Source organism: Streptomyces sp. NBC_00557 (genome assembly GCF_036345995.1).
In the GTDB taxonomy this organism is placed as follows: Bacteria; Actinomycetota; Actinomycetes; order Streptomycetales; family Streptomycetaceae; genus Streptomyces.
Genome location: NZ_CP107796.1, coordinates 145,998 through 169,671, shown reverse-complemented (window position 1 = coordinate 169,671; position 23,674 = coordinate 145,998). Strand labels below are relative to the sequence as shown.

The following is a 23,674-nucleotide window of genomic DNA, read 5'->3' as shown; positions in this document are numbered from 1 at the left end:
CCCGATGGCACGCATTTGAGCGAACGGAGTGCAGAGGATGCGGCTCGCGCCTGCCGGGAGGAGGTGCCGCCTCCGTTCTTCCGGGCGCTGAAGCGCTTCGACCAGGCTCACGAGTACTCCTGGCACACACCGGCTCACTCCGGTGGTGTGGCCTTTCTCAAGCCAGCGGTGGGGCGCGCCTTCCACGACTGCTTCGGCGAGCGGCTCCTGCGCACCGATCTGTCCATCTCGGTCGAGGAGCTCGGCCGGCGTCACCTCCCATGGCCCCGGTACTTGACGAACGTCCGTCGGCCGGTGGTGATAGGGGGAGTCCACCCGCACCCGACGCGACCACGCGTCACACGTTCGGCCGACGCCGCATCCGATCACCCGGCGCAGCGGGAAGGGATGCGGGGACCGTAGCCGCAACATGCAGGGAGTGCCATGAACGACTACCAGGAGGAGCCGGCCGGCATCGCCGCCCCGAGGGGGTTGACGACCTGACCATCGAAGCCCTGGGATCCCTGTCGAAGGCGCTGGAGACCACCGAGCGCGCCCGCGGCCATCTGTACAGCTTCCACCAGCTCACCGGCGGGGCCGATCTCGAAGTGGAACGGGCGGTACGGCTGCTGCGCGAGGCCGGACACGCCGAGTGGGCGGCGAAGGTCGAGGCCGAGATCCTTGGCCGCGATGTCATCCCCGGCCACTGGACGTTCCAGATCATCGAGGCCTGCAACGACACCTGCTGCCGGCCGTTCCAGGAGCTGGAACGCAGCGTGGTGAACGCACTCGTCCAGGGCCGGGACCACCTGTACGAGGCGGAGATGAAGGAGGCACGCCGGACCGTCGCACACTCCGACCACACGGCGCGTCGCCCGGTCGGGGACGGCTGACCGCGTCCGAACCGACCGCGGCGTCCGGGTCCGCCGGCCGGGCCGGCCACGTGGCGACGCAGCACACCCACCGAGCAGACCCGGATCACCCGAAGCTCCCGCACCCGCCAGGGGACGCGACCATGCAGACCTTCCTGCCCGATGCCGACTTCCGGTGCTCCGCACTGCTCCTGGACCGTCGCCGCTTGGGAAAGCAGCGGGTCGAGGCCCTTCAGGTCCTTCGCGGCCTGACCGTTCCGGGGTACGGCTGGCGCAGGCACCCGGCTGTGCGCATGTGGAGCGGATACGAGGAGGCTCTGGTCCGCTACGGGCTCGAGGTCTGTCGGGTCTGGCGCGAGCAGGGGCACCAGGACAGCTGTGCCGCGTCATTGATCGCTGGATACGCAGCAGGCCGTCCGGGTGCTCACGTGCGCGATCAGCCGGCACTCGCCGCCGCGGGGGAGCTGCCCCCGTGGCTCGGTGACGAGGCCTTCCACCGCAGCCACCAGTCCGCGCTCGTCCGCAAGGACCCGGGCACGTACGCGGCCGCGTTCCCCGGCGTCCCGGACGATCTGCCGTACGTGTGGCCGTCCTCCGACCGGGAAGGGGCGCAGACCTGACAAGGGTCCGGGTACGCGCGGCGTGCCGACCACCGGCCCGGCCCGGGACACCGCCGAAGGGGGCGAAGGCGGCGGGAGCGGGGCGACGCATGGCCGCCCGCCCCCACGACACACAGGTCGCGGTCAGACGCTGACGAACTCGGGAGCGATACGCACCGCTGCGGCCGCCGCGTGGCGCCTGACCTCCTCCTCGTCCAGGTGGTCCAAGCCGAAGTCGACCACGATCCGGTCGGCCTGCCGGCGCGCCAGTGTTTCAAGCGTGCGCGGCAGCATCGCATCGTCGATCGGCTGCCCGGACTCCTTCAGCTTGCGGGTCGCCTCCCAGGCGGCCGCGTGGCCTGCCTGCTCCTCGGTGACGAGCTGGTCCAGGCTGCTGCTGCCGTAGATGACGGTGTGCGCGTCCTTGTACTGCGTGATGCCCTGGGACACGGTTTCTCCTTCGTAGGGCCGGACCGGCCTCTTGCGCGCGGCCGATTACCCCCAGACAAACCCGGCTCCGCCGACCCGCGCCCGGCGGCGACCCCCGAACGGGTGGCGTGCAGGGGCAGCACGCGTTGAGATGTTGCCGCCTCGCGCGATCCCGGGTGGGCCGGCTGAGCGTCAGCGGCTCAGGCTCTCGGCCTGGGGGCAGTGGGCTCCCACCCGGGCCTTGGCTTGCCGTGCGGCCTGTGGGAGCGTCCCGCGGGCCGGGGTGCGCGTTCCCCCGTTCGGCCGCATCCTGGAGCTGGCTCCGCCAGGTGCCACAGACCGACCTTCCGGGAGGTCCTGTGATCCTGTTTGCCCTGCTCACGCCCGTGGTGATGATGGCCCTGCTCTTCGGGGTGACCGCCTTTGAAGAGCGGCTCTTCCCGCAGCCACCGGTCACAGAGGACGCCGACCCGTCGGCACGCCCTGCACCCACCCGCTGAGCAGCAAGGCTGCGGGTGGGGTACAGGCCCGGTCACTCGCCATCCGCCTCGATCGACCTGATCCAGACCGGCACCGAATCCTGCAGTTTCGCCGTCACTCAGGCCCGGCCGCAGCACGGAGAGCCACCGCAGGCTGACGTCGTTGGTGGCCTGCATCATGTGGGAATGTCATAGAACCAGCACGAGTCCCCCGGCGCGGCGACAAAGAGTTCACCGATCCCGCGCCGGATCTGAGAGGCGCCGGGGGATCTGCGGTGACCGCCGCCGGATTCCTCGGTAAGGACGCCCTGGTCGTTTCCGCGCGGTCGGACCAGCGGCGAAAGCCTCCATCGGAGCTGTCCGGGGCGGTCGCCGAACTGGACAGGAAACGGGCTCAGCTTCGGCCGGGGGTGTTGGTGTAGGCCGCCGGCATATCGCGGCGCGCGTGGGACGACTCCGCTGCTCGGACCGCTGCGCTGGCGGCCATGGCCAGCAGGAGGGCCAGCGCGCCGGTGATGACGTTGTTCACGATCGTCTTCGTCGTGTCGACGTTACCGGCGACCACCCAGGGGGCGATGATGGCCCATATGCCCAGCGCACAGCATGCCCACGCCATGCCGTGTGTGCGTTCGTAGGCGCGCCCGAATCCTCCGCTCATCAGGACCGCGTAGGCGATTCCCGTGAGGAGGTTGCTGACGGCCAGTGTCGACAGAGCGTTGAAGCCCGTGATCCAGGGCGACGCCGCCAGGTACAGGCCAGTGAGCAGTGCCACGGTTTCGATGGCCTGCCCCTTGGGGGTGCTCGTGGTGCGCTCGGCCATCTCGTGCCTGCGTTGCATGTCCACAATGTCCGGGTGCGTTTCCATCGACGGCCGGGGAGAAGTGGTCATTTTCTTCACCTCGAAAGAGATGTGCGTTCGGACTACAGCGAGTACCCACAAGGGGAATCACAACCGGCCACCCGGTCTCCGGACTGTTGCAGCCCCTTGCGCACGCCCGCCGGGCGCATGCGTCTGGCCTGCCGCCACGCCTTGCGGAACCATGGAACGCGGTCAGCGTCCATGACGCGCGACGTGCGGGAGGCGACCCAGGTGGTGCCGATGACCGCTCCCTCGGCGCCGAAGAAGCCGACCGAGTATGTTGAGAGCAATGCGCGGGTCCTGACCCGGCGGTGGTGTTACTCGGCGGCGCCGGGCGGTGCCGTCTGCGGTGACTGATCCACTGCTCGCGCGAGGGCCGGAAAGGGGTCGTCCATGCGATGTCCTTGCCGTGGCCCGGTGCACGTCGCCATCGCTTCGACCGCACCCCGGCGGAAGAGGGGCTGTCGTGGCTGACAGGGCCGCGGCTGCTCTGGCCCTGATCCGGATGGTCCAGGCCAGCCATACCGTCACGCTGGAGCAGCTTCCGGACCTGGTCGCCGAGCACGCCGCCGAGGCCGGGCTCTTGGACGTGGCCGTCTACGTCGTCGACATCCGTGAGACGGTGCTGCGTCGGCTCACCGGCAAGGGGGGTGACGCCGCCGGCGGTGGTGAGGAGTTCGCCGTACAGGGCAGTCTGCCCGGTGAGGCGTACCAGCGCGTGGACGTGCTCGCTGAATCCGCATCGGCCGGCGCACCGGGCGGCCGGCGGCGGTGGTGGGTGGCCGTCACCGATGGCGTGGAGCGTCTGGGCGTGCTCCGGGCCGACAGCGACACGGATGACGAGCCGATCCGTGACGTCCTGCGCGACCTGGCGTCGACGACGGCATTGCTGCTGCTCAGCAAGCGTTCCTTCAGCGATTCCTACGCGCGGCTGGTACGCACCGAGGCGATGAACGTCGCCGCCGAGATGCAGTGGAACCTCACTCCTCCTCCCGCCTATGCCGGACATGACGCCACCGTGGGCGCGGTGATGGAACCGGCGTACCAGGTCGGGGGCGACGCCTTCGACTACGCCGTCGCCGGCACGACGCTGCATCTGGGCGTCTTCGACGCCATGGGCCATGACACGACCGCCGGTATCACCGCGAACGTCGCCGTGGCCGCCTGCCGCAACGCCCGCCGCCAGGGAGCGTCGCTGACCGAGACCAGCGAGCAGGTCGAACGGGTCCTGCTGGAACAGTTCAGCACCAGCCGTTACGTCACCGCCATCCTGGCCGAGCTCGACATGGTCAGCGGGCGCCTGACCTGGATCAATCGCGGTCATCTCCTCCCCATCCTCATCCGTGACAACCGCTGGACCATCGAGCTCACCTGCCCGCCGGCCGGCCCCATGGGTACCGATCTCGGGCTGTCGGTGACCGAGTGCACCGAACACCTGCAACCCGGTGACCGCCTGCTGCTGTACACCGACGGGATCACCGAGGCCCGCGACGCCCGCGGTGACGTGTTCGGCCGGGACCGGTTCGTCGGCTTCATCCGCCGTCACCACGCGGGTCGGCACACCCTGCACGAGACCCTGCGCCGGCTCATGGCGGCTGTCATGGACCACAACGACGGGCGGCTCGCCGACGACGCCACCGTCCTGCTCACCGAGTGGCGCGGCGGCCACCAGGACGAGCTCACCCCCTGACGGGCACCAGCCCGGACAGCAGGATCGCGTGAGCACCCGCCCGCCCCCGACCGACAGCCCACTGCTGTGGACGTACAGGTGAGGTACGTCAGCCCGAGGTCGCCGTCGGGTGACCCCCAGCCCACGGCGCAGAGGATGCTGCAACTGACCGGCGTTGACCAGGTACGCGACCGCTACTCCTCCCTGGATGCCGCAGCACACTGACCGGGTACTCGCGGCGGCGGAGGGCGACTTGAGGAGTCGGACGGTGCCGCTGGCCACCGGCGAACTGCTTGTTGTGCTTGCAGCCCTCGCGTCCAACACCTTGGGCGCTTCCCTGTTTACCCACCAGCACCCCGCCCTGCCGGAGCTGTTCCGGCTGACCTGTCGGAGCTGTTCCGGCTGACCGACCGGTACCACCTGGGCCCGCGTCTGATGCCGCTGATTCCCAAGGAGCACCGGGCGCGCCTGTCGGCGCGGGTCCGTCACACCCTCGTGCGCCCCCAGGACCACCAGGTGGCCTGCGCTGAGGCCGAGGGCCGCCGGACCGACGTGGACGCGCACTACAGAGCGGTGCCGGCCTCCCGCCCGTTGCGCAGAGGGGACGACGTGGTCGAACCGGGTCGCCCAGGGCCGTCGCGGGCTCGGACGGAAGACCGTCGCGGAAGGCAACCTTGCGCTCCTCCGGATCGCCATGATGGCCGGCTGCGTCTTGCACCATGGCGAGACGCGCGGTCGCCGCGAGCGGGGTCGTGGCCGCTGACGTCCGCCGGGTGCAGTGCACGAGCGGCTCCGGTCCACCACGCACCAGCCGGGAAGCTGAGGCAGCCCAAGGCGGGCGCGTTCCGCCGCCGCGGCACCCCTCGGCTCGCGTCTACGGCGCGGTGGGCAGGTGCGGGGAACGGAGCACGAGCAGGGTGATCTCGCTGGGGGCGAAGACGCGGAACGGCGGGCCCCAGAAGCCGGTGCCGCGGCTGGTGTAGAGGAGGGTGCGGGTGCCGTGGCGGCTGAGGCCGGCCAGGGCGGGCTGGTCGAGGCGGACCAGGTGGTGGAAGGGCCAGATCTGGCCGCCATGGGTGTGACCGGAGAGCTGCAGGTCGATGCCGGCGGCTGCCGCCCGGTCGACGAACGTGGGCTGGTGGGCCAGGAGCAGGACGGGCAGGTCCGGGTCGACGCCGTTCAGGGCTCCGGCGAGGTGGGCGCGGTGGCCTGCCAGGCCGGAGGACTCGGCCGTGACGTCGTCCACGCCGGCGACCACGAGGGTGTCGCCTCCGCGTTCGAGCAGCAGATGGCGGTTGCGCAGCGGCTCCCAGCCCAGCTCGTCCATCAGGTCGACCCAGCCCTGGGCCTCGCTGTAGTACTCGTGGTTGCCGGTGACGTACACCCGGGCATGGGTGGCCCGCACGGTGCCGAGCGGGGTGGCCTGGGCGCGGCGGCGTTCGGCCGTGCCGTCCGCGATGTCGCCGGTGTGGCAGACCAGGTCTGCTTCCAGCGCGTTCACCGTCTCGCACACCCGCGCCGACCAGCGGGCGCGATCGAGGGGGCCGTAGTGGGTGTCGGTGATGAGGGCGACGCGGAGGCCGTCCAGCCCAGCACCCAGGCGAGGGAGCCGCACGTCGAGTCGGCGCACGCGTGGCACGCGGCGGGCTTCGGTGTACCCCCAGACGAGCAGTACGGCGGTTGTGCCGAGCACGGCCCACGTGACGATCCGGGCCCGGTCCTGACTCCCACCGACACCGGCCACGGTCAGGGCGAGCCGCAGCAGGACGCCGAACAGAACGGACCAGGTGAACAGGACCCAGCTGGTGCCCAGCAGGGTGTCACCGACGATCGCCGCCCCGTCCTGCTGGCGCCGCCCATGGCCGCGCACCATCGCGAGCGGCATACCGACGAGGCCGAGAGCGAACAGGACGGTGCCGGACAGCGTGACCGGCAGCGGCCAGTGCTGGCCGCTGTACAGGAGCACCCAGCAGGGCACGGCCCACAGAAGTACGGGGGCGATCAGAGGGACGTAGCGCATCAGGCGGTGCAGTCGGCTCTGCCGCGGCGCTCGCGCTTCACCCTCGGCGGATCGGATGTCACTGGTGGCGCTCACGCTTCCCCTCCCTGGCCAGGCCGCTGTCTCGCGCACTGTATCCCGTCACCCTCGCGGCCCGAGCGGCGTTGACGCACCACCCGTAACAGGGCCGGGTGTACGCCGAGTTGGGAAGGGGCACACTCGGCGACGACGCCACGGCTGGTGCGGATCTTTTGGGAGAGTGGCCGCCGCGTGTCCCAGCCGTGTCGGCCGCACGATGCAGAGAGGCAGCTTCCACGGCGCGGCGAAGCCACGCCTCGAGGAGCGCGGTGGTCAGCTCGTACAGGCGCCTCCCGAGGCCTTGCCGACCGCGACACCAGGCAGCCCGAGCCGTTGCCCCGCGCCAAAGCCATCGGTGCGGGGCAACCACGTGATACACCGCCCGCGGCGGCCGCCACGGAGCAGCGGGCTTTCCTGCTCAGCCCAGGTCGAAGGTGTTGGGCAGCCCCAGCCTGTAGCGCGCTTCGTCGATCCGCTTCAGCGGCTCCATCTCCGGCGGCCGGTACAGCTCCCACACACGGCACCGCTCGGCGTCCGAACCGTCCGCATCGAGCAGGGCGTTGACGGCTCGCCGCGCGGACTCGTTGGCGCCTTCCATGGTCGCGAGGTCGACGTCGGTGCGGACGTAGTCACCCGCGAGGAAGAAGTTCGGGATCGCCGTCCGCGCTGAGGGACGATGGTAGAGCGTTCCGGTGGGGTGGATGAGCAGCTGTTCGCGGTTCTGCGCGTTCGGGCCGCCCAGGCCTGTCACCGCCGGGTCCATGAACCAGCCGAGGCGGTCCTCGTCCCTGAGGGTCGTCTTGCCCGCGTCGTTCAGTCCGTCCTTCAGCTGCGCCCACAGCTCGGCGACGATCTCGTCCTTGGTGCACTCCTTGGCCGTCTTGCCGTACAGAAGGCCGGGCTTGTCCCACTCCGAGATGATCGCGGACAAGCAGTCGTGGGCTCGCCCGTCTCCGTAGTCGCGGGAGAAGTCCCGTACGTTCCAGAACTGCGCCTGGCCGATGGCCGTCACCGACCAAGGCGAGTCGAGGCAGTTGATGTGGCCGTGTACGACGGGCGTGGGCGTGCGCAGGTAGAACATCACGCCGGTCATCCAGTCCGTCTTCAGCGCGTCGCACCGGCTGAGCTGCGGATCTGCGGCGCGCAGGGCCTTGCCCCAGGTGGCGCGGGCGTGTTCGACGGGCATTGCGGAGATGTAGTGGTCCGCGGTGATCGTGCGCTCGTGGCCGCCGTCGCGGGCCGCGACGCGGACGCCGGTCACCCGCCCGCCCTCGTAACCGACCTCCAACACCTGCGTGCCGGTCACGAAGTCGACGCCGAGCGAGCGCAGATGCACCTCCCAGGGGTCGATCCAGGCCTCGCTGGTCGGAGCGTTCAGGACGCGGTCGATGTCGGCGTCGCCGTCCATGCCGCGGCCGAGCAGGCCCCACAGGATCAGGGCCTCGATGATGACGCGGCCGACCGTCCTGGTCGAGGCGACTTCGGCGCGGGTGGCGACGAGGTTGCGGGTCTGCCCGATGCCGAGGAGCGTCTGGTATTCCTTGCTCATCTCTCCGGCGCGGATGAAGTCCCACCAGGCGACCTTCTCCCATTGGCCCTCGCGGCGGGCGTCGCAACTGGTGAGGTGGACAAGGAGACGGTCGGCGAAGTAGGCGGCCTCGTGGGCGGGCAGGCGGGTGCCCACGTCCAGGACGGACAGGATCTGGTCGCGGATCCAGGACGCGGTGATGTCGCCGGGTGCCGGCGGGGTCGTGATCCGGCGCAACGGGAAGTGCAGGTCGGGGCGTCCGGAGCTGCGGGCGAACAACTCCTCGGTGGCGTTGCGGAGGTTGCCGTGGACGCCGTCGGTGTTGCCGGGGAAGGGGATGCGCCGCATCGTGTCCGGCAGGTTCCGGTAGAAGCCGGGGAAGAAGCGGAAGCCGTGCTCGCCGGGCAGGGGCTTGCGGCCGCCGGCGGCCGTGCCGGGCACGTTCATCGAGCGGGCCTTGCCGCCAAGGGTGTCGTAGTACTCGTAGACGGTGACGGCGTAGCCGCGTTCGGCGAGTTCGTGAGCGGCGCTGAGCCCGGAGACGCCGCCGCCGAGGACGGCGACGCGCCGACGGGAGGGAGCGGCCGCGGCTGCCCCTGCTGCGGGCCCTAACGCGGTCGCGCCGACCACGCCGCCGGCGGTCGTGAGGAAACGTCTGCGGGAATGTCCGACGGTCGGGCGGGACTCCTGCACGTGTTCTGCTGTCATGCTTCCGGGAGGTTAGGGAGGCTCCCGGGAGCCCGGAAGCCTGTTTGCCGTCCTCCACAGCATCCTCACCAACACAGGAACCTGCCAGGCGTGTTCGCGCATGCCGGCTCGGTCGTCTCGTATGCGCGGCCCGCTCGAGGCCACTGAGTCCACCCCGCAGACCGGTGTCGCGCCGTACGCGACGAGGCGACCGGACCGCTGTGCTTCCTCAGGCCACTGGAAGGCGGGCCGGATCAGCGCAGTCCGGCGAAGAGGTCGTTCTCGGGCACGGCCGCGCCGGTGGTGTCGTGGACGCGTACGAAGGTCTCGACACCCATCAGCTCGGTGAACCTCTTCTGGCCCATCTTGAGGAAGAAGATGTTCTCGCCCTGGCTGGCGTGCGCGGCCAGCGCATCGAACTTCTGACCGCCGAACGCGGTGGTGTCCACCCAGGTGGTGATCTCCTCGTCGGGGAGCCCGATCTCGGCCATCGCGGCGGCCTCCGCGGGATCCGGCTCCTGCCAGTCCGCACCGAACTCCCGCATGACCTCCCCGAACCTTCGCATCATCGAGCGGGGCGCCGTCGTCCAGTACACCTTCCGTGCCGACTCGGTCATCGCCAGCGCCGCCATCGTGATGCGGTGCGCCTGGATGTGGTCCGGGTGGCCGTAGAAGCCGTTCTCGTCGTAGGTGACGACCACGTCGGGCCGGTAGCGGCGCATGAGCTCCGCGAGCCGGGCGGCGCCCTCCTCCACGGGTGTCCGCCAGAAGGATCCGGGCACTTCGTTGGTCGGCCAGCCCATCATCCCGGAGTCGGCGTAGTCCAGGGTCTCGAGGTGGCTGATGTTCAGAATGGCGCAGCTCGATTCGAGTTCCTGCCTCCGCATCAGGGCCACGGCCGCCGGGTCGTGCCCGGGATCGCCCGGCTTGACACCCCCCGGTCCGTCACCGCACCTGCCGTCGGTACACGTCACGAGGACCGTGCGGATGCCTTCCGCCGCGTAGCGCGCGAGGACACCTCCCGTTCCCGTGGCCTCGTCGTCGGGGTGGGCGTGTACCGCCATCAGCGTCAAGGGCCGGTCATTCACGAAACAGTCCTCCAGGTGGGAAAAGGCCTCGGTCCGAGTCTGCACCAGGCGTACGAGTGGTCACCCGATGCCCGCGCGGTATCGGTTCCTCGTCCGGTGCAACAGCGCCGCCCGCATCGGCTGTTCCCGCCGCGCAGGAGACACGGCGGACGGCCCCCGGGCAGGGCACGGCGACCGGGCGGAGCCAACCGCGTGCCGCCGGGTACGGCAGTGGGCGGGCCGGCCCGCCCAACCACCCACCCGACGGGGCACCGAACCCTCCCCGATTCCCACGGAGCCCCGACGACGGGCGCACCGGTCCCGCCGCACCGGCCCCGGTAGCCCGGCGCTCCCCGAACCGCCCACGCGCTCACGGGAGTTCATGCTTTTCAGCCCGGACCCCACCCGGACATCGAACTCTCTCCGGTCGCGGTGTGCCATACACCCGGCGGAGTAGTTACGACGACTCCCCCCGCACGACGACCCGGGATGGGCCATGGGCGATGCTGTGGGCTGTGACAGCTGATCCTCGCGCGCAGCGGCCACGCCGCTCCCGGCTGCGGCGGTGGCTGCGGCGCGCCGCCCTGGGCTGTGCCGTCGTGCTGGTGGTCTGCACGACGGCCTCTTTCGTCTACAACTCCGTCACGGCCGGGCGCGCCGCGCCGCCGCGGGGCCTCAGGTACGTACAGGCCGCCGACATCCGCACACGCTTCCAGACCTGGGGCACGACGGGCCCGCCGGTCGTCCTGGTGCACGGCGCCTTCGAATCCGTGGACACCTGGTCGCGTCTCGCCCCGCTGCTCGCCCGGGACCACCGGGTGTACGCGCTCGACCTGACGGGCGACGGATACAGCGAGCGCCACGGTCCGTACACGGTCGGCCATTTCACCCGGCAGCTCCTCGGCTTCCTGGACGCCATGCACCTCGGCGGACCGGGCGAGCGCCCGCTGCTGGTGGGGCACTCCAGCGGAGCCGCCGTGGTCACCGAGGCGGCCCTGCGCGCCCCCGGCCGGCTGGGCGGTGTGATGCTCCTCGACGGCGACGCCCTCGACACGGGCGCAGGGCCGCCGCGGGCCTTCAAGTACGTCCTGATCGACCCGTACCGCACCAGCCTGCTGCGGATCGGCCTCGGCGTCGACGCGTTGATCCGCAGCGTGTACGACGCCCAGTGCGGACCTGCCTGTCCCCGCCTGGACTCCGCCGGCCTGGATCAGTGGCGACGCCCCCTGCAGGTGCCGGGCGCGGAGAAAGCGCTCTGGAGCATGCTGGCCGCCGGGGTGCCGGGCCTGCCCGCCGACCAGGTGGCCCGGCTCGCCGGGGTGCGTCTGCCCAAGTCGGTGGTGTTCGGCGCCCAGGACGACGTGTTCACCCGGCAGACACCGCAGGAGACCGCCCGGCGCATCGGCGCACCGCCCGCGACGCTCATCCCGGGCGCCCGGCACCTGACGATGATCTCCAGCCCTCAGGCGGTCGCAAGGGCCGTGGACAGACTCACGGCGGCCTCGATCAGGTCCTCCCGCTGACCCTGCCGCTTCCCTGGTGACCAGATGCGAACCGCTGCGTCGAGATCGCGGAACTGGAGGACCATGTCGTGCGCGACTCCGAGGGCATCGTTGTCCGCCCGCCGGTGTCCCCACGGGCGGCCACTGACGGGGAGCGACGCCTGCCTGCGAAGGCGCGTAGGGGCCGTGGGGGAGACGACGGCACTCAGTCACAGGACGGCTTCGGCGCAAGCCTGACGACCAGACCGTGCCGTACGCCGCGCGGATCGCGGACTCGGGCACCTCGGCCAGTCGCTCCAGCAGGCCCAGGTCCTCCCCGGGCACGGCCCTGGGATGCGCGGAGGTGGTGACAGGCGAGCGGGCTCGGCGATGACGCGTCGGCAGGCACGGTTCATCCGCCTGCGGTGTGCTCGGCCTCCCAGCGCAGCAGGTCGCCCGGCTGGCACTGGAGTACCTCGCAGAGCGCGGCGAGCGTCGTGAATCGCACTGCCTTGGCGCGGCCGTTCTTGAGTACGGCCAGGTTGGCGGGCGTGATCCCTACGCGGTCCGCGAGCTCGCCCACGGACATCTTCCGCTTGGCCAGCATCACGTCGATGTCGACGACGATCGGCATCAGATCACCTCGTCCAACTCGGCTCGCATCTGCGCCGCTTCGACGTCGCGCGCGACGGCCTGGGCGAGCAGCATCCGCAGCACGAGCACGATGAGCGCGACCCCCAGGATGGCCACGCCGATCCCGCCCATGATGACGGTGACGCCCGGATCGTCCCGCTGGCCGGGCGCATTGAGGGCCGTGACGGCGAACCACGCGAGGGCAGCCGCGACGATCGCGCCGATCACGATGTCCACGTACCGGAAGGCAGCGTGGGAGAAGACGGTTCCGCGTCGCACCATCGACACCAGCCGCCATACGCAGACCACGGCGACCTGGACCGACACCATGCCCAGAATCGTGATCACGCGCAGCGGGGTCAGCGGAAGCGCCCCGTCCTCCGGATCGCTCCCGGTGACCAACGCCCACACCATCCCGGCCTGTACGAACACGGTGCCGGCGAGCATCACTGCGAGCACGGCGCGCAGCGCCCCCACTGCCAGTTTTCCCATGACCCATCCTTCCATCGATTTACGATGTGAATCTATCGAGTTTCGATAGGCAAAGCAAGGCTCGAGGGAGGGGGGCGGCGGTCCCGCACCAGGGGGACCGCCGCCCCCTCCCATGGCATGGCGTGCACGCGACGGTTCTTGATCCGTCCGCGTCTGAGTGGTGTCGAGCAGGGAGCGTGTTGGGCCCCGGACATCGGTCTCGAGCCAACCGCATGCGCAGCCGGGTCAGAACGGCGGTTCCTCCGGCGCCCGGGGCCGCCCAAGAGTCATCAGCCCGGTGGCCCGCCGCCGGAGCGGACCGCTGCGTGCCGCCGCTGGTCTTGGTGACCTTCGCGGTGGCGTTGCGCAGGCTCGGGGTCGACCTCCTGCCCGGTGCGCTTGACGCGGGCACGGTCCTCGTACGCGTGCTGCTTGAGGGGCCTTCGACGTTGACGCGCACGCCCCGGGTCAGGGACTCGGCGACGTTCTCCGCGGCCTGCCGCCGCACGGCGCAGGTGAGGAACGGGCTCTCGCCGTCCTGCCACTCGTTGGTCTGTCGGTCGACGGTGCGGGGGAGTGGAGACGACGCGGAATTCGGCCACCGCGGCACCGCAGGCAGTGATGCGGAGTTCGGGGTCGTCGACCAGGTCTTCGATGACGGTCTCGCTACGGTCGCTGAAGCCTCTGGTGGAGGAACAGAGGGAGGCGGTACTTGATCTCCGTGCGCCCCGTCTCACTGCAGAATGCGTGTGACCGCTGACAGGAATATGCCTTATACCGCTTATGGGGCATATGTGACAACATGGATTTCGTGTGTAGTTTCTGGCGCTGAAGACAGGCGAGAGGAGTGCATCGTGATCGCCAAGCTGCTCGGCAAGCTGTCCTTCACCCGCCACTACGGTGCGTACGGGGCCCACGAATGGGATGCGTACGCCGGCGACGACTAGGACTGACCGCACTGCCGGCGGGCGCCCAGGGGTGCCCGCCGGCTCTCGGCCACGCCGGCGACGACAGCGGCCTGGACACGTACGAGAGCCAGGGACGATCTCATGGGCCCAAGGAATGAGCCGCCGCGGCTGCACGGAGGCGGCTTCGCGGCCTGGAGCCGCGACCGGCTGGCATGGGCGCGGCGTGGCGCTGAAGAGTGCGGGGACGTCTGGCAGCTGGAACCCGGTGTCTACGTAGCCTCTGCGGCCGGGCCGTGTGAAGCAGTCCTGCGCCGCGTGCAGGACTTCCCCAAGGCACCCTCGCCTCTCTTCCCGCCGTTGAGGCGGGCGAGCGGAGCACCGACAGCCGAGGAACGAGCGCACGCTCACGCCGCACGCATGCGCGGACTACGTGCGCATGCGGTTGCAGCCCGGATCGGTGAGATCGCGTCCCAGACCGCTCGATTTGCCGACCAGTGGCCCACCGGCCAGGACGTCGAGATTCTGCCCCTGGTCCGGCACGCCCTTGCAGAGATCGGCGTGAGTTACCTCTTCTCCGAAGACGCTCCCACCCTGCTGCCCTATGCCGGACGCCTCTTCCTGGCCCGGGAGGTGCTCGTACGTCCCTCGCGTTGGGTTTGGCCGCCCTGGATCCCCACACCGGCACGGCGGTTCCGCACACGGCAGCAAGTCGCCTTCACCGAGGCTTTGCGGCCCATCGTCCGCCGGCGTCGCTCATCGGGCCGGCTCGGTGACGACATGCTGGGACAGATGCTCCGGCCCTCTCCCCACAACGGCCTGCTGTCGGAAGAGGCCATCCTCGACACTCTCCCCGGAATCACCGTCGCCACCTTCGAGACCCCTTCCCGGGCAGCCGCATGGATCCTGCTCCACCTGGCCCGGCACCCCCAGGCAGCGGGCCGCGTCGCGGCCGAGGCCGCCTCGCTGCCCGCGGACCCGGCCGCGACGACCAGCGCCCACCTCCACAGCCTGCGATACACCGAGGCACTGGTGACTGAGGTGCTCCGGCTGTACCCCCCGAGCTGGCTCCTGACCCGGCGCGCCCCACGAGAGACACAGCTGGACGGCTATACCATCGCCGCCGGGTCCACCGTTCTCGTCTGCCCCTACACCGCCCACCGCGACGCACGGGAATATTCCGAGCCGGACCGGTTCCAGCCCGAGCGCTGGCTCGATGATTCGGGCTCGCCGGCGAGACCCGGGGTCTTCCTCTCTTTCGGTACCGGACCGCATGGCTGCGAGGGAGCCGCTCTGGCCATGGCGATGCTGACGCTCCTGACTGCGCAGACCGCGCGCCGCTACGACGTGAGCGAGCCGCCCGGACCGGAACCCAGCTACCAGGTCACCACCCTCGAAGGTCTCGCACCCGTAGGCTTGCGCCTGCGCGCCGACTTGCGCGGCCGAGGGCGGTCCTGCTTTCGGTGACAGGCCGCCTTCACCACCGGTCAGCGAACGGTGATCACGTGCGAGTGCCGCTCCGCACACGTCTGGATGACCGACTCAGGGGCCGCTCATCGTATGCCGCTGGTCGAACTCGTTGGCGAGCATGCCCATCATGACGAGATCGTGGTGCCGGCCGGCGAAGAAAACGTGTTCCCGCAAGCGCCCCTCCTCGGTGAAGCCGAGCCGACGAAAAAGTGCCAGCGATGCCTCGTTGGGAGCCAAGATCGCTGCCAGGCATTTGTGATAGCGCCGCTCGCCGAACATGAAGCGCATCAGCAGCACCACGGCTTCTGCCGCGTAGCCCTTGCGCCGGTGGTCAATGCCGATCGTGACATCGACCTCGAACCAGCCTGAACGAGGACCGGTGCGATGTGAGCCGACCGTGCCGACCAGCGCTCCGGTGGCCGTCGCCTCTACTGCCAACCGGAAGCGGTCGTCATGGCACTCGGCAACCGCTTGCTCCTTCGCCCAGGCACGGTAGGCCTCGGCGGACCGCGGCAGATCCAGCCGGCTCCCTCGCCGCCCGTCATCGTCGGCGAAGCGCATGAATGCTGTCCAGTCGTCGGGCTCGACAGCACGCAGGCGTACCCGATTACCAGTCCAGGACGATGCCATGCCCTATTTGATCACGCTGCTGTGCGTACAGGGCTGAGAGGCGCACCGACGCCGGTGCTGCCCGCCATGCCTCATCGAGCCCGGCCAGCGCTTGGTTTCCACTCCCCGGTACCCGTGCCACTGTTACGCTGATTTTCTGACGGTTTTCCGGCGCACCGTGCCACACGGTTCCCATCGGAACGGCAATGAAAGGCCGCCGCTCACACAACCAGAATGCGGCCGCAACCAGGGATATGTACCTGGTCAGGCGTCGATCCTGGTCAGGTGTCGATCGCCTGGGCCGCGACGATCAATTCCTTCCATGGCGACCCGACAAGCGCGGTGCGCCCCTTCCCGGGTGTGCACTTCACACTCCCTGTGGAGGTCGGGGTGAACATTGTCGTTGATCTCTCTCGATGTGAGGGATATGCGCAGTGCGCGTTCCTTGCTCCGGAGGCGTTCCGGATGCACGGGGAGGAAGCGCTCATCTACGACCCGAACCCCGATGACGCCCAGCGCGACCAGGTGCTCCGCGCCGCGGCGGCCTGCCCGGTTCAGGCGATCCTGGTCGACCGGACGGATACGCGGCACGCGCCGGCGGAGGCGTCTCCGTCATCACCAGTGCCATGACCAGTGCCGACGATCCGCGTGCGTTCAAGCGCGACGGCCGCATCGTGGTCGTCGGGGCTTCGCTGGCGGGGCTGCGGGCCGCGGAGGCTCTGCGGGACGAGGGTTTCACCGGGTCGCTGACCTTGATCGGTGACGAGTCGGACGAGCCGTACGACCGGCCTCCCCTGTCCAAGCAGGTGCTGACCGGGTGGGTGCCCGCCGGGGGCACCACTTTGCCCCGCCGTCGTGACATCGATGCGGAATGGCTTCTGGGCGTGCCCGCCGGCGGGCTGGACCTCGCCACGCACCACGTGCGTCTCACCGACGGACGGGAGGTTCCCTTCGACCGGCTGCTGATCTCCACCGGGGTACGTGCCCGGCCGTGGTTCGTCGCGTCCGAGGCGGCTCTGGACGGGGTGTTCGTCGTGCGCACGCGTGAGCATGCCGAGGGCCTCCAGCGGGCCCTCGCCGCCGGGCCATCCCGTGTGCTGGTCATCGGTGCGGGCTTCACCGGCTCCGAGGTCGCCTCCGTCTGCCGCGAGCGGGGCATCCCGGTGACCGTTGCCGAACTCGCGCCGGCCCCGCTGGCCGGTGCGTTCGGTGCCATGATCGGCGAGGTCGCGGCGGGCATGCAGCGCGCTCATGGTGTCGACTTGCGGTGCGGTGTCAAGGTCGCCCGGCTGGAGGGCGACGGGCAGGGACGGTTTCGCCGTGCCTACTTCGACGACGGCAGTACGGTGGACGCCGATGTGGCGGTGGTGGCACTCGGGAGCATCCGGAACACCGAGTGGCTGCGGGAGTCGGGACTGGCCGCGGGTGTGTGGGGAGTCACCTGTGACACGGGTTGCCGCGCCCTCGACGTCAAGGGCGGCGTCATCGACGACGTTTTCGCCGCGGGGGACGTGGCCCGTTGCCCGAACCCCGTCTACGGATACCGGTTCCTCTCGCTGGAGCACTGGGCGAACGCCGTGGAGCAGGCCGAGGTCGCGGCGCACAACATGGTCAGCGCCCAGGCGGACGTCTGGTCCCACCTGTCCATCCCGCTGTTCTGGTCGATCCAGTTCGGCGTCAACATCAAGTCCGTCGGCGTGCCGGCCTTCGCCGACGAGGTGGTCGTCACGCAGGGATCGCCGGACGACCACCGTTTCGTCGCCGCATACGGCCATCGGGGCCGCGTCACGGCGGCCGTGAGCTTCGACAACGGCAAGTGGATGGGCCACTACCGGCGGTTGATCGAGACGGCCGCGCCTTTCCCGCCCGCCTGCCCCACGCCGGACCGGCCGGCCGACATGCGACCGCTGCCCGTCGACTTCCCCGCCCAGCTCGCGCAAGGCGCCACGGCGGTCGTCACGGGCCATGCCCCGCGTGATCGCCGCGTCACAGCCGTGCACCGGCATCGGCGGGAAGGCCAGACGACCACGGCCGAGAGGCCCGACACACTACGACGGATCTTCGACTACTCCGCCCGGGCCGACCCCTACCCGCTGTATGCCGAGTTGCGGAAGACGCCGGTGGCTCGGCAGGAGGACGGCAGCTACGTCATCAGCACCTACAGAGAGATCACGGACATACTGCATGATCCGCATCTGAGTTCCGACGTGCGTAATCTGTCGCGTCCGATGCCCTCAGCCGAGGGAGAGGCCACGTCGTCGTTCATCCACAGGGACCAGCCCGAGCACGATCGCCTGCGGCGTATGGCGATGCGTCACTTCGGCCCCCCGCACGCCCCTGGCCTGGTGACCGGGCTCGAAGGCTTCCTCACCGCCACCGTCGGCAGCCTGCTCGACGACGTGGGGGACAAGGAGCGACTCGACGTCGTCGACGATTTCGCCTTCCCGTTCCCCGTCAGCGTGACCTGTCACGTCCTCGGCGTACCACGCGAGGACGAGCCGAGGTTCCACCTCTGGGTGAACGACATCATGAACTCGATCGACTACGACCCCGCGACCGACCCGAAGCAGAAACTGGACAAGGGCGTACAGGCCCGCAAGGACCTGCGCCAGCGCCTCGGCGAGCTCGTGGAACAGTGCCACCGCCGGCCGGGAGACGGCCTGCTGTCACGCATGGCCAACGACGACGGGCCCGATGGGCGGATGACCGACGCCGAAATCGTTGCCACCGCCAAACTGCTCCTCATCGCCGGCCATGAGACCGTCGTCAACCTCATCACCAACGGCATGCTGACGCTGCTGCGCCACCCACAGGTGCTGCAGCGACTGCGCGCCGAACCCGACCTCATCGTGCCGCTGGTCGAGGAACTGCTGCGCTACGAGCCCTCCGTGCACATCATTCCCTGGCGGGTCGCGTACAGCGACATCACCGTCGCCGACACCGTCATTCCCCAGGGCTCGCAGGTCATGCTCATGCTGGCCTCAGGCAGCCGCGATCCGGACCGCTTCCACGACCCGGACCGCTTCGACCCGGATCGGCGTGACAACCAGCACCTGGGGTTCGGCAACGGCATCCACTTCTGTTTCGGCGGCCCACTGGCCCGACGGGAAACCCAGATCGCGCTGACCGGGCTGGTACGCCGGCTCGACTGCCCCCGGCTGGTCGCAGACCCGCCGCCATACCGGCCCAGCCCCGTTCTTCGGGGACCGATCCATCTGGACATCGAGCAGGGCGGCGGTTGACGGGGCAGCCCAGAGCAGGTGAAGGACGCGCCGCGGACAGCCCGGCCGGCTCTGCACTCGACGGCAACCCCTGCCCTGCGTCCCGCACACCTCGGGACGCATGAGGATTCCTCTCATCCTGGGCTACGTCTTCTCCGGGTCGTCGTCGTGCGTGTCTGCTGCGGATCCGCAGTGGCCTGGGTCCTGCGCAACCGCGGACGGGGGTGACGGCGGGACGCACAGGTCGAGCACTCGGTGGAACGGTCTGCGCAGGGCCACGGCCACGGCCTGCGGGTCCTCCATCCGGTACTGGTCCAGCAGCCGGCGGGCTGCCGCGGCGTCCCCGGCCGGGTCCCGCCCCGCCAGCAGCCCGTCCACGACACGCGCGGTCGCCTCGACGACGGCCGGCAGTTCGGCTCTGGCCCTGCGCAGTGCTGGGCTGTGCCCATCCCGGGCGCTCAGCGCCGCGGCCTCCACCGCGAGGAGATCGGCGTACGGCCCCGCCCGAGCGACCGTCCGCAGTCGGGCGGCAAGGCCGGCCACCTGCGCCCGGTTCTTCCTGCGCAGGGGGTTGAACCGCATCGCCCGTTCCGCGTCGCGCGTCTGCTCGCGCACGCGCAGAAGCCGCTCGGCCTCGGCCCCGACGACGATCCGGTTGTTCTGGGCCGCGGCGGCGTCACCGAGCACCTCCACGCTCCCCATCAGCACCACCGGCAGGCGCTCGGCGCACTCCCGGGCCAGGGCCGTCAGCTCACGGTGGGGATCCGGAGGCCACAGAAGGGGAGCAAGCACGACGGTGACCAGGCCGCCCACCACGGTCTCCCAGACCCGGGTGATCCCGTAGGCGTCCGGGGCCGGGTTGGACAGCACCAACAGGGAGGAGAGGCCGACCTGCGGGTTCAGCACGGGGCCGGGGCCGGTGAACATCCCGACCAGCAGCGCCAGGCCCAGCACGACCACGAGGGCCGCCAACGAGGGCGTGAGCAGGGTCACCACGGACAACCCCACGGCCACGCCGGCGATGACCCCGAGGACGCGCAGCGCCACCGCCGTCAGCGAGGAGAAAGGATCGCTGCGCAGTGCCATGAGCGGGGCGAACGCGGCGTAGACCGGCGGGTTCCGGGCGCCCGCCCACACCGTCACCTGCCAGGCGACGGTCCCGATGACCAAGACGCGGGCGGCCGCGGGCGCCTGGCCTCGCAGGCGCCGCCCGACGCGCACCCGCAATGACGCGGGCAGTGCGGTGCTCACCGTGCCACCGTACGGCGCGGCCCCCCGCGTCGCCTTCCGATAGCGGCCTACGAGGCCCGGCCCCAGCAGCGGAACACATGCCGCCGCCTCGCCATTGCCTGGTAACAGATCAAGAAGATCGACCAGGGGGATCGGCCGTGGGGAGCCACCCCCACCCGGGAGGTGTCCCGGGCTCTGCAGCAGGGGGTCAGTACCACCAGGACGAACCAGCCTTGACGCTTCGAGGGGACGACGCCGTGCGCCGTCTGGAGCGTTCATCGGCTGACCGGAGTCCCTCACCGGCGTGTGGATGGGGTGAGAACGACGGGTCACACGAGGAACGGGCGAGGTAGTCGCCGGGCGGCCCGTCGGGAGGAATGCGTCTCGTCGCTGAACAGCGGGCCGCACGCCGTACGGCGTGCGGCCCGCTCGGGGTCGACGGCAGGCGGTCAGCGGATCGGCAGCGACTTGGTGTGGTCCTTCCGCACGGCCTGCAGGCTCTGCGGGTCCAGGCCCAGCAGAGTCAGGATGGTCGGCGCGATCTGGGCGGTCCTGACCTGGCGGGCCTTGGTGATGCCTGCCCTGGTACCGGCACCCGAGATCACGAGCGGAACGTTCAGGTCGTCGGCGTGGGCGCCGCCGTGCTCGGCGATCTTCTTCCGGCCGCCGGTGTAGACCACGCCGTACTTGGCGATGCCGAACAGGTCCGGCACTCGGGCGTCACCGGGCTTGACACCGAAATAGGCGGCGGCGTCCTTGCCCGCGTAGACCTTGGCCAGGCCGCTGTTGGTGAACGCTTTGGCGTTGCCGTTGATGTCGTTGCCCTGGCCGCTCTGGGCGAGCAGGTACTTCTTGGCGAAGGAAGTGGCCTCCTTGGAGCGGTCGTTGAGCCACAGCAGCATGCCGTCGTCGTCTGCGGAGTGCGCGACGAGGTCGCCGGTGCCCGGGTGGGCGGCCTTCCAGGCGGCGTTGAGGCCGTCGAGGAGCGGGCCGTCGTCGATGCGGGTCAGGGCCGTGGGGTCGGTCGGCGACTGGCCGTGCTTGGCGGACAGGATGATGTCGGTGCTGGAGGCCAGGCCCTTGGCGTGGATCTCCTTGACCATCGCGCCCACTTCGGTGTTGACGAAGTCGAGGTTCTTCTGCAGCAGCGGTCCGGGGACGCCCTTGGCCGCGTAGCCGCCCTTGAGGCCGTCGGAGGTGGGGAGCTTCTGGGCGGTGGAGACCGACTGGAAGTTCATGCCGAAGATCGCCGGGGTGCCGACCTTGTGGGTGCCGGAGTGGTCGTAGCCGTCGATCTCGTTGAGGACGGCCTTGACCTTGTAGCCGTCGTACTGCTCGGTCGCCTTGTTGCCGGTGGTCCAGTCGTTACCGGCCGGATAGCCGCTGGCGTCGCTGTTGATCTCCGGGGAGAACTGGTCCTGGATGCCGTTGCCGGAGGGGCCGTTGAGGATGTCGTAGGCGATGTGCTTGTCCGACCAGGCGGTGCGCAGACCGGCCTTGCGGGCCACGTCGAAGACGGTGTTCACCTGCAGGTAGGAGTGCGGGTAGACCGGCTTGCAGGTGGTGGGGTCGACCGGCAGCTTGCTCGGGTCGATGAGGCTGGCGGCGTTGCCGGTCATCTGCAGGATGCTGCCGGGCAGACCTCTCAGTCCTTGGCCGGCGTCGAAGGAGGCCTTGTTCTTGTCGAGGTCCTCGGTGAGGTCCACCTCGGCGCCGGGCTTGGCGGTCCTGCAGTCGGTGGTGCCGGCCGGGAGCAGGGCGTGGTGGTACGTGTCGTCGTAGTAGACGCCGGTGGTGCCCGGACCACCGCCGGTGACCTGGGCGGTCATGCCGGGGAAGGAGTCGGAGGGCGTGGTGGTGTGTGCGTTGGTGTACTGCACGCCGCCGTGCACCAGGTGGGCCAGTGCCGAGTCGGGGTGCTGTGCGATGTACCAGGCCAGGTCGGACTGGTGCAGTCCGTCGACGGACAGCAGAAGGACGTGCTTGGCGGCGGCCTTCTCGGTCGCTGCGGAAGAGTGGGTGGTCAACTCCGACGCCGCGGCGAGGGAACCTCCGGCGAGGGTCACTGCGGTGCCGAGGACGGCCACGAGTTGTACGGAACGGCGGTTCACGTGTGGTGGCTCCAGTCGTCATTCACGCGAGGGAGTGGCACCTTCAGGCGTATGCGCCATCGATGTATCCGCGGCGGCGTGAACTTGAACAGGAGCCCACGAAAGCCTCAAGCGGACTCATCTGGCCGGTGTTCTTACGGTGTTCTTGCCAACGGGGGCCCCTATGAGTTGCGCCAAGGTCGTGGGCCAGCATGACGGCATGACGGCATGACGGCATGACGGCGGACTCCGGCGATGGGCAAATGTCGCCCTGGCGGTGCAGTTCGCTGAGCTTCGGCATGCCGGCCCGACTCTGCTGACTGGTGCCTCATGATGGGGCCTCACCACCGGTGGCCTTCTCCAGCCGACCGACACCGGTCGAGTCGTCCATCGCTCAATCGCTGACGTCGGCCATCGGCAGCCCTGGGGTCGGGGCGGCAAGGCGCCGCCGAGACAGTGACGCGGCAACGGGGCGCGCGACTTTGAGGGCGTTCGCGCCGCGAAGTCCGGCAAGCAGGACCTCGTGAAGCCGGGGCCACACTCCGGCCTCGGTCCACTCGGCCAGGCGACGCCAGCAGGTCATGCCGAGCCGAAGCCGAGTTCCTGCGGCAGGTGTTCCCAGACGATCCCGATATGCAGCAGGAACAGGTGTCCCTGGAACACCAGCCGGCCCGGATGCCGCTTGCGTCCAGGATGCCGGGCTCGACGTTCCACCTTCGGCAGCAGCGGCTCGATCACCGCCCACAACCCGTGCGGCTGTCCTGCGAGAGGCGGAGCCTGGGCCGCCCGATCGCCGCGTACGTCCGTGCGGTGGCCGCCGCCGAGCCGGCCACGCGGGTCACGGTGCTGATCCCGGAGGCCGAGCCGGAGAGGGTGTGGCAGCGGTTGCTGCAGAACCAGCGGGGTGCGGTGGTCGCACACGCCGTGCGGCGGGAGACGGACGCGGTGATCTGCCGGCTGCGGTTCCGGCTGCTCTGACCAGGAGCGCTCTGTTACCGGCAGCTGGGGACCGGTGGCCGTAAGAGTCCCGTCAAAGCCGTGGGCGAGGCCGTAAGAGGGCCGTCAACGAGTGTCCAGATCCGGCCACGGAGGCGGTTTCCTCGAACCGTCCTTGTTCCCACCCCGGACCTCTTCAGGAGTTCACGATGGCCGATCTGGCCTTCGTCGTCACCGTGCTCGCGGGCTTCGCGCTGGTGGCCCTCGTCGCCAAGGGGGTGACGAAGCTGTGACCGCCGAGAACGTCGTCGGCCTGGTCGTGGCCGTCGCCCTGCTGGGCTATCTCGTCCTCGCCCTGATCTTCCCGGAGAGGTTCTGAGCAC

At 70.0% G+C, this 23,674-nt stretch carries 20 protein-coding genes and 5 pseudogenes; 13 read left to right on the top strand and 12 right to left on the bottom strand.

Annotated elements, in window-relative coordinates:
* Window positions 1-39 precede the first annotated feature (39 nt).
* The 3 genes and pseudogenes from OG956_RS00855 to OG956_RS00845 form a co-directional block, all read left to right on the top strand.
* Window positions 40-246, top strand: a pseudogene (locus OG956_RS00855) (hypothetical protein); the annotation flags it as partial.
* 233 nt (window positions 247-479) lie between these two features.
* Window positions 480-872, top strand: a complete 393-nt coding sequence (locus OG956_RS00850) for a hypothetical protein (protein ID WP_330342691.1) — start codon at window positions 480-482, stop codon at window positions 870-872.
* Between the two features lie 122 nt (window positions 873-994).
* Complete coding sequence (locus OG956_RS00845; RefSeq protein WP_330335963.1) at window positions 995-1,471, top strand: MSMEG_6728 family protein; 477 nt, start codon at window positions 995-997, stop codon at window positions 1,469-1,471.
* A gap of 123 nt (window positions 1,472-1,594) precedes the next feature.
* Here OG956_RS00845 and OG956_RS00840 read toward each other — a convergent pair whose 3' ends face one another.
* Window positions 1,595-1,900 carry a DUF3759 domain-containing protein gene (locus OG956_RS00840; RefSeq protein ID WP_330335962.1) on the bottom strand — a complete coding sequence of 102 codons (306 nt, stop codon included), beginning with the start codon at window positions 1,898-1,900 and terminating at the stop codon, window positions 1,595-1,597.
* Window positions 1,901-2,238: 338 nt separating this feature from the next.
* On the opposite strand from OG956_RS00840, the gene OG956_RS00835 reads away from it, so the two are divergent.
* Window positions 2,239-2,379, top strand: a complete 141-nt coding sequence (locus OG956_RS00835; protein ID WP_330335961.1) for a hypothetical protein — start codon at window positions 2,239-2,241, stop codon at window positions 2,377-2,379.
* A 373-nt stretch (window positions 2,380-2,752) separates the two neighbouring features.
* On the opposite strand, the gene OG956_RS00830 is transcribed toward OG956_RS00835, so the two are convergent.
* On the bottom strand, window positions 2,753-3,247 hold the full coding sequence (locus OG956_RS00830; protein WP_330335960.1) for an SPW repeat protein: 495 nt from the start codon (window positions 3,245-3,247) through the stop codon (window positions 2,753-2,755).
* A 475-nt stretch (window positions 3,248-3,722) separates the two neighbouring features.
* Between OG956_RS00830 and OG956_RS00825 the strand changes: the two genes are divergently transcribed.
* Together OG956_RS00825 and OG956_RS00820 are read left to right on the top strand one after the other, a co-directional pair.
* On the top strand, window positions 3,723-4,907 hold the full coding sequence (locus OG956_RS00825) for a PP2C family protein-serine/threonine phosphatase (RefSeq protein WP_443065657.1): 1,185 nt from the start codon (window positions 3,723-3,725) through the stop codon (window positions 4,905-4,907).
* Window positions 4,908-5,154: 247 nt separating this feature from the next.
* On the top strand, window positions 5,155-5,292 hold the full coding sequence (locus OG956_RS00820) for a hypothetical protein (protein ID WP_330335958.1): 138 nt from the start codon (window positions 5,155-5,157) through the stop codon (window positions 5,290-5,292).
* A gap of 468 nt (window positions 5,293-5,760) precedes the next feature.
* Here the strand turns inward: OG956_RS00820 and OG956_RS00815 are convergent, their stop codons facing one another.
* The 3 genes from OG956_RS00815 to OG956_RS00805 all read right to left on the bottom strand — a co-directional run bounded on the left by OG956_RS00815 (window position 5,761) and on the right by OG956_RS00805 (window position 10,266).
* The gene (locus tag OG956_RS00815; protein WP_330335957.1) at window positions 5,761-6,981 is read right to left on the bottom strand and encodes a metallophosphoesterase; all 1,221 of its coding nucleotides are present in this window, start codon (window positions 6,979-6,981) and stop codon (window positions 5,761-5,763) included.
* 400 nt (window positions 6,982-7,381) lie between these two features.
* On the bottom strand, window positions 7,382-9,199 hold the full coding sequence (locus OG956_RS00810; RefSeq protein ID WP_330335956.1) for a hydroxysqualene dehydroxylase: 1,818 nt from the start codon (window positions 9,197-9,199) through the stop codon (window positions 7,382-7,384).
* Window positions 9,200-9,432: 233 nt separating this feature from the next.
* A complete protein-coding gene (locus OG956_RS00805) occupies window positions 9,433-10,266 on the bottom strand; it encodes a PIG-L family deacetylase (protein WP_330335955.1) in 834 nt (277 codons plus the stop codon).
* Between the two features lie 494 nt (window positions 10,267-10,760).
* On the opposite strand from OG956_RS00805, the gene OG956_RS00800 reads away from it, so the two are divergent.
* Window positions 10,761-11,768, top strand: coding sequence for an alpha/beta fold hydrolase (locus OG956_RS00800; RefSeq protein WP_330335954.1), 1,008 nt, complete (start codon window positions 10,761-10,763; stop codon window positions 11,766-11,768).
* Between the two features lie 370 nt (window positions 11,769-12,138).
* Here the strand turns inward: OG956_RS00800 and OG956_RS00795 are convergent, their stop codons facing one another.
* From OG956_RS00795 to ssb, 3 genes and pseudogenes are all read right to left on the bottom strand, one after another.
* Window positions 12,139-12,360 carry a helix-turn-helix domain-containing protein gene (locus tag OG956_RS00795; protein WP_330335953.1) on the bottom strand — a complete coding sequence of 74 codons (222 nt, stop codon included), beginning with the start codon at window positions 12,358-12,360 and terminating at the stop codon, window positions 12,139-12,141.
* The gene (locus OG956_RS00790; protein WP_330335952.1) at window positions 12,360-12,851 is read right to left on the bottom strand and encodes a DUF2975 domain-containing protein; all 492 of its coding nucleotides are present in this window, start codon (window positions 12,849-12,851) and stop codon (window positions 12,360-12,362) included. The genes OG956_RS00795 and OG956_RS00790 overlap by 1 nt, the downstream gene beginning before the upstream one ends.
* Window positions 12,852-13,157: 306 nt before the next feature.
* A pseudogene (ssb, locus tag OG956_RS00785) lies at window positions 13,158-13,486 on the bottom strand (single-stranded DNA-binding protein); the annotation flags it as partial.
* Between the two features lie 669 nt (window positions 13,487-14,155).
* Between ssb and OG956_RS00780 the strand changes: the two are divergent.
* Complete coding sequence (locus tag OG956_RS00780) at window positions 14,156-15,202, top strand: cytochrome P450 (RefSeq protein ID WP_330335951.1); 1,047 nt, start codon at window positions 14,156-14,158, stop codon at window positions 15,200-15,202.
* A 75-nt stretch (window positions 15,203-15,277) separates the two neighbouring features.
* Here the strand turns inward: OG956_RS00780 and OG956_RS00775 are convergent, their stop codons facing one another.
* The gene (locus OG956_RS00775; RefSeq protein WP_330335950.1) at window positions 15,278-15,835 is read right to left on the bottom strand and encodes a GNAT family N-acetyltransferase; all 558 of its coding nucleotides are present in this window, start codon (window positions 15,833-15,835) and stop codon (window positions 15,278-15,280) included.
* A gap of 369 nt (window positions 15,836-16,204) precedes the next feature.
* On the opposite strand from OG956_RS00775, the gene OG956_RS00770 reads away from it, so the two are divergent.
* From OG956_RS00770 to OG956_RS00760, 3 genes and pseudogenes are all read left to right on the top strand, one after another.
* A complete protein-coding gene (locus OG956_RS00770; protein ID WP_330342690.1) occupies window positions 16,205-16,444 on the top strand; it encodes a ferredoxin in 240 nt (79 codons plus the stop codon).
* Window positions 16,441-17,805: pseudogene (locus OG956_RS00765) on the top strand (NAD(P)/FAD-dependent oxidoreductase); the annotation flags it as partial. The gene OG956_RS00770 and the pseudogene OG956_RS00765, both read left to right, overlap by 4 nt.
* A 237-nt stretch (window positions 17,806-18,042) precedes the next feature.
* Window positions 18,043-19,056 (top strand): cytochrome P450, encoded by a 1,014-nt coding sequence (locus tag OG956_RS00760; RefSeq protein WP_330342689.1) that lies wholly within the window; start codon window positions 18,043-18,045, stop codon window positions 19,054-19,056.
* 123 nt (window positions 19,057-19,179) lie between these two features.
* Here OG956_RS00760 and OG956_RS00755 read toward each other — a convergent pair whose 3' ends face one another.
* The 3 genes and pseudogenes from OG956_RS00755 to OG956_RS00745 all read right to left on the bottom strand — a co-directional run.
* The gene (locus OG956_RS00755) at window positions 19,180-20,286 is read right to left on the bottom strand and encodes an FUSC family protein (RefSeq protein ID WP_330335949.1); all 1,107 of its coding nucleotides are present in this window, start codon (window positions 20,284-20,286) and stop codon (window positions 19,180-19,182) included.
* Between the two features lie 428 nt (window positions 20,287-20,714).
* Window positions 20,715-22,376, bottom strand: a complete 1,662-nt coding sequence (locus tag OG956_RS00750; protein WP_330335948.1) for an alkaline phosphatase family protein — start codon at window positions 22,374-22,376, stop codon at window positions 20,715-20,717.
* 451 nt (window positions 22,377-22,827) lie between these two features.
* Window positions 22,828-23,102 (bottom strand): annotated as a pseudogene (locus OG956_RS00745) (transposase); the annotation flags it as partial.
* A gap of 3 nt (window positions 23,103-23,105) precedes the next feature.
* Here OG956_RS00745 and OG956_RS00740 point away from each other — a divergent pair.
* Window positions 23,106-23,333: pseudogene (locus OG956_RS00740) on the top strand (amino acid permease); the annotation flags it as partial.
* Window positions 23,334-23,580: 247 nt separating this feature from the next.
* Window positions 23,581-23,670 carry a K(+)-transporting ATPase subunit F gene (gene kdpF, locus OG956_RS00735; protein ID WP_009326374.1) on the top strand — a complete coding sequence of 30 codons (90 nt, stop codon included), beginning with the start codon at window positions 23,581-23,583 and terminating at the stop codon, window positions 23,668-23,670.
* Window positions 23,671-23,674 lie beyond the last annotated feature (4 nt).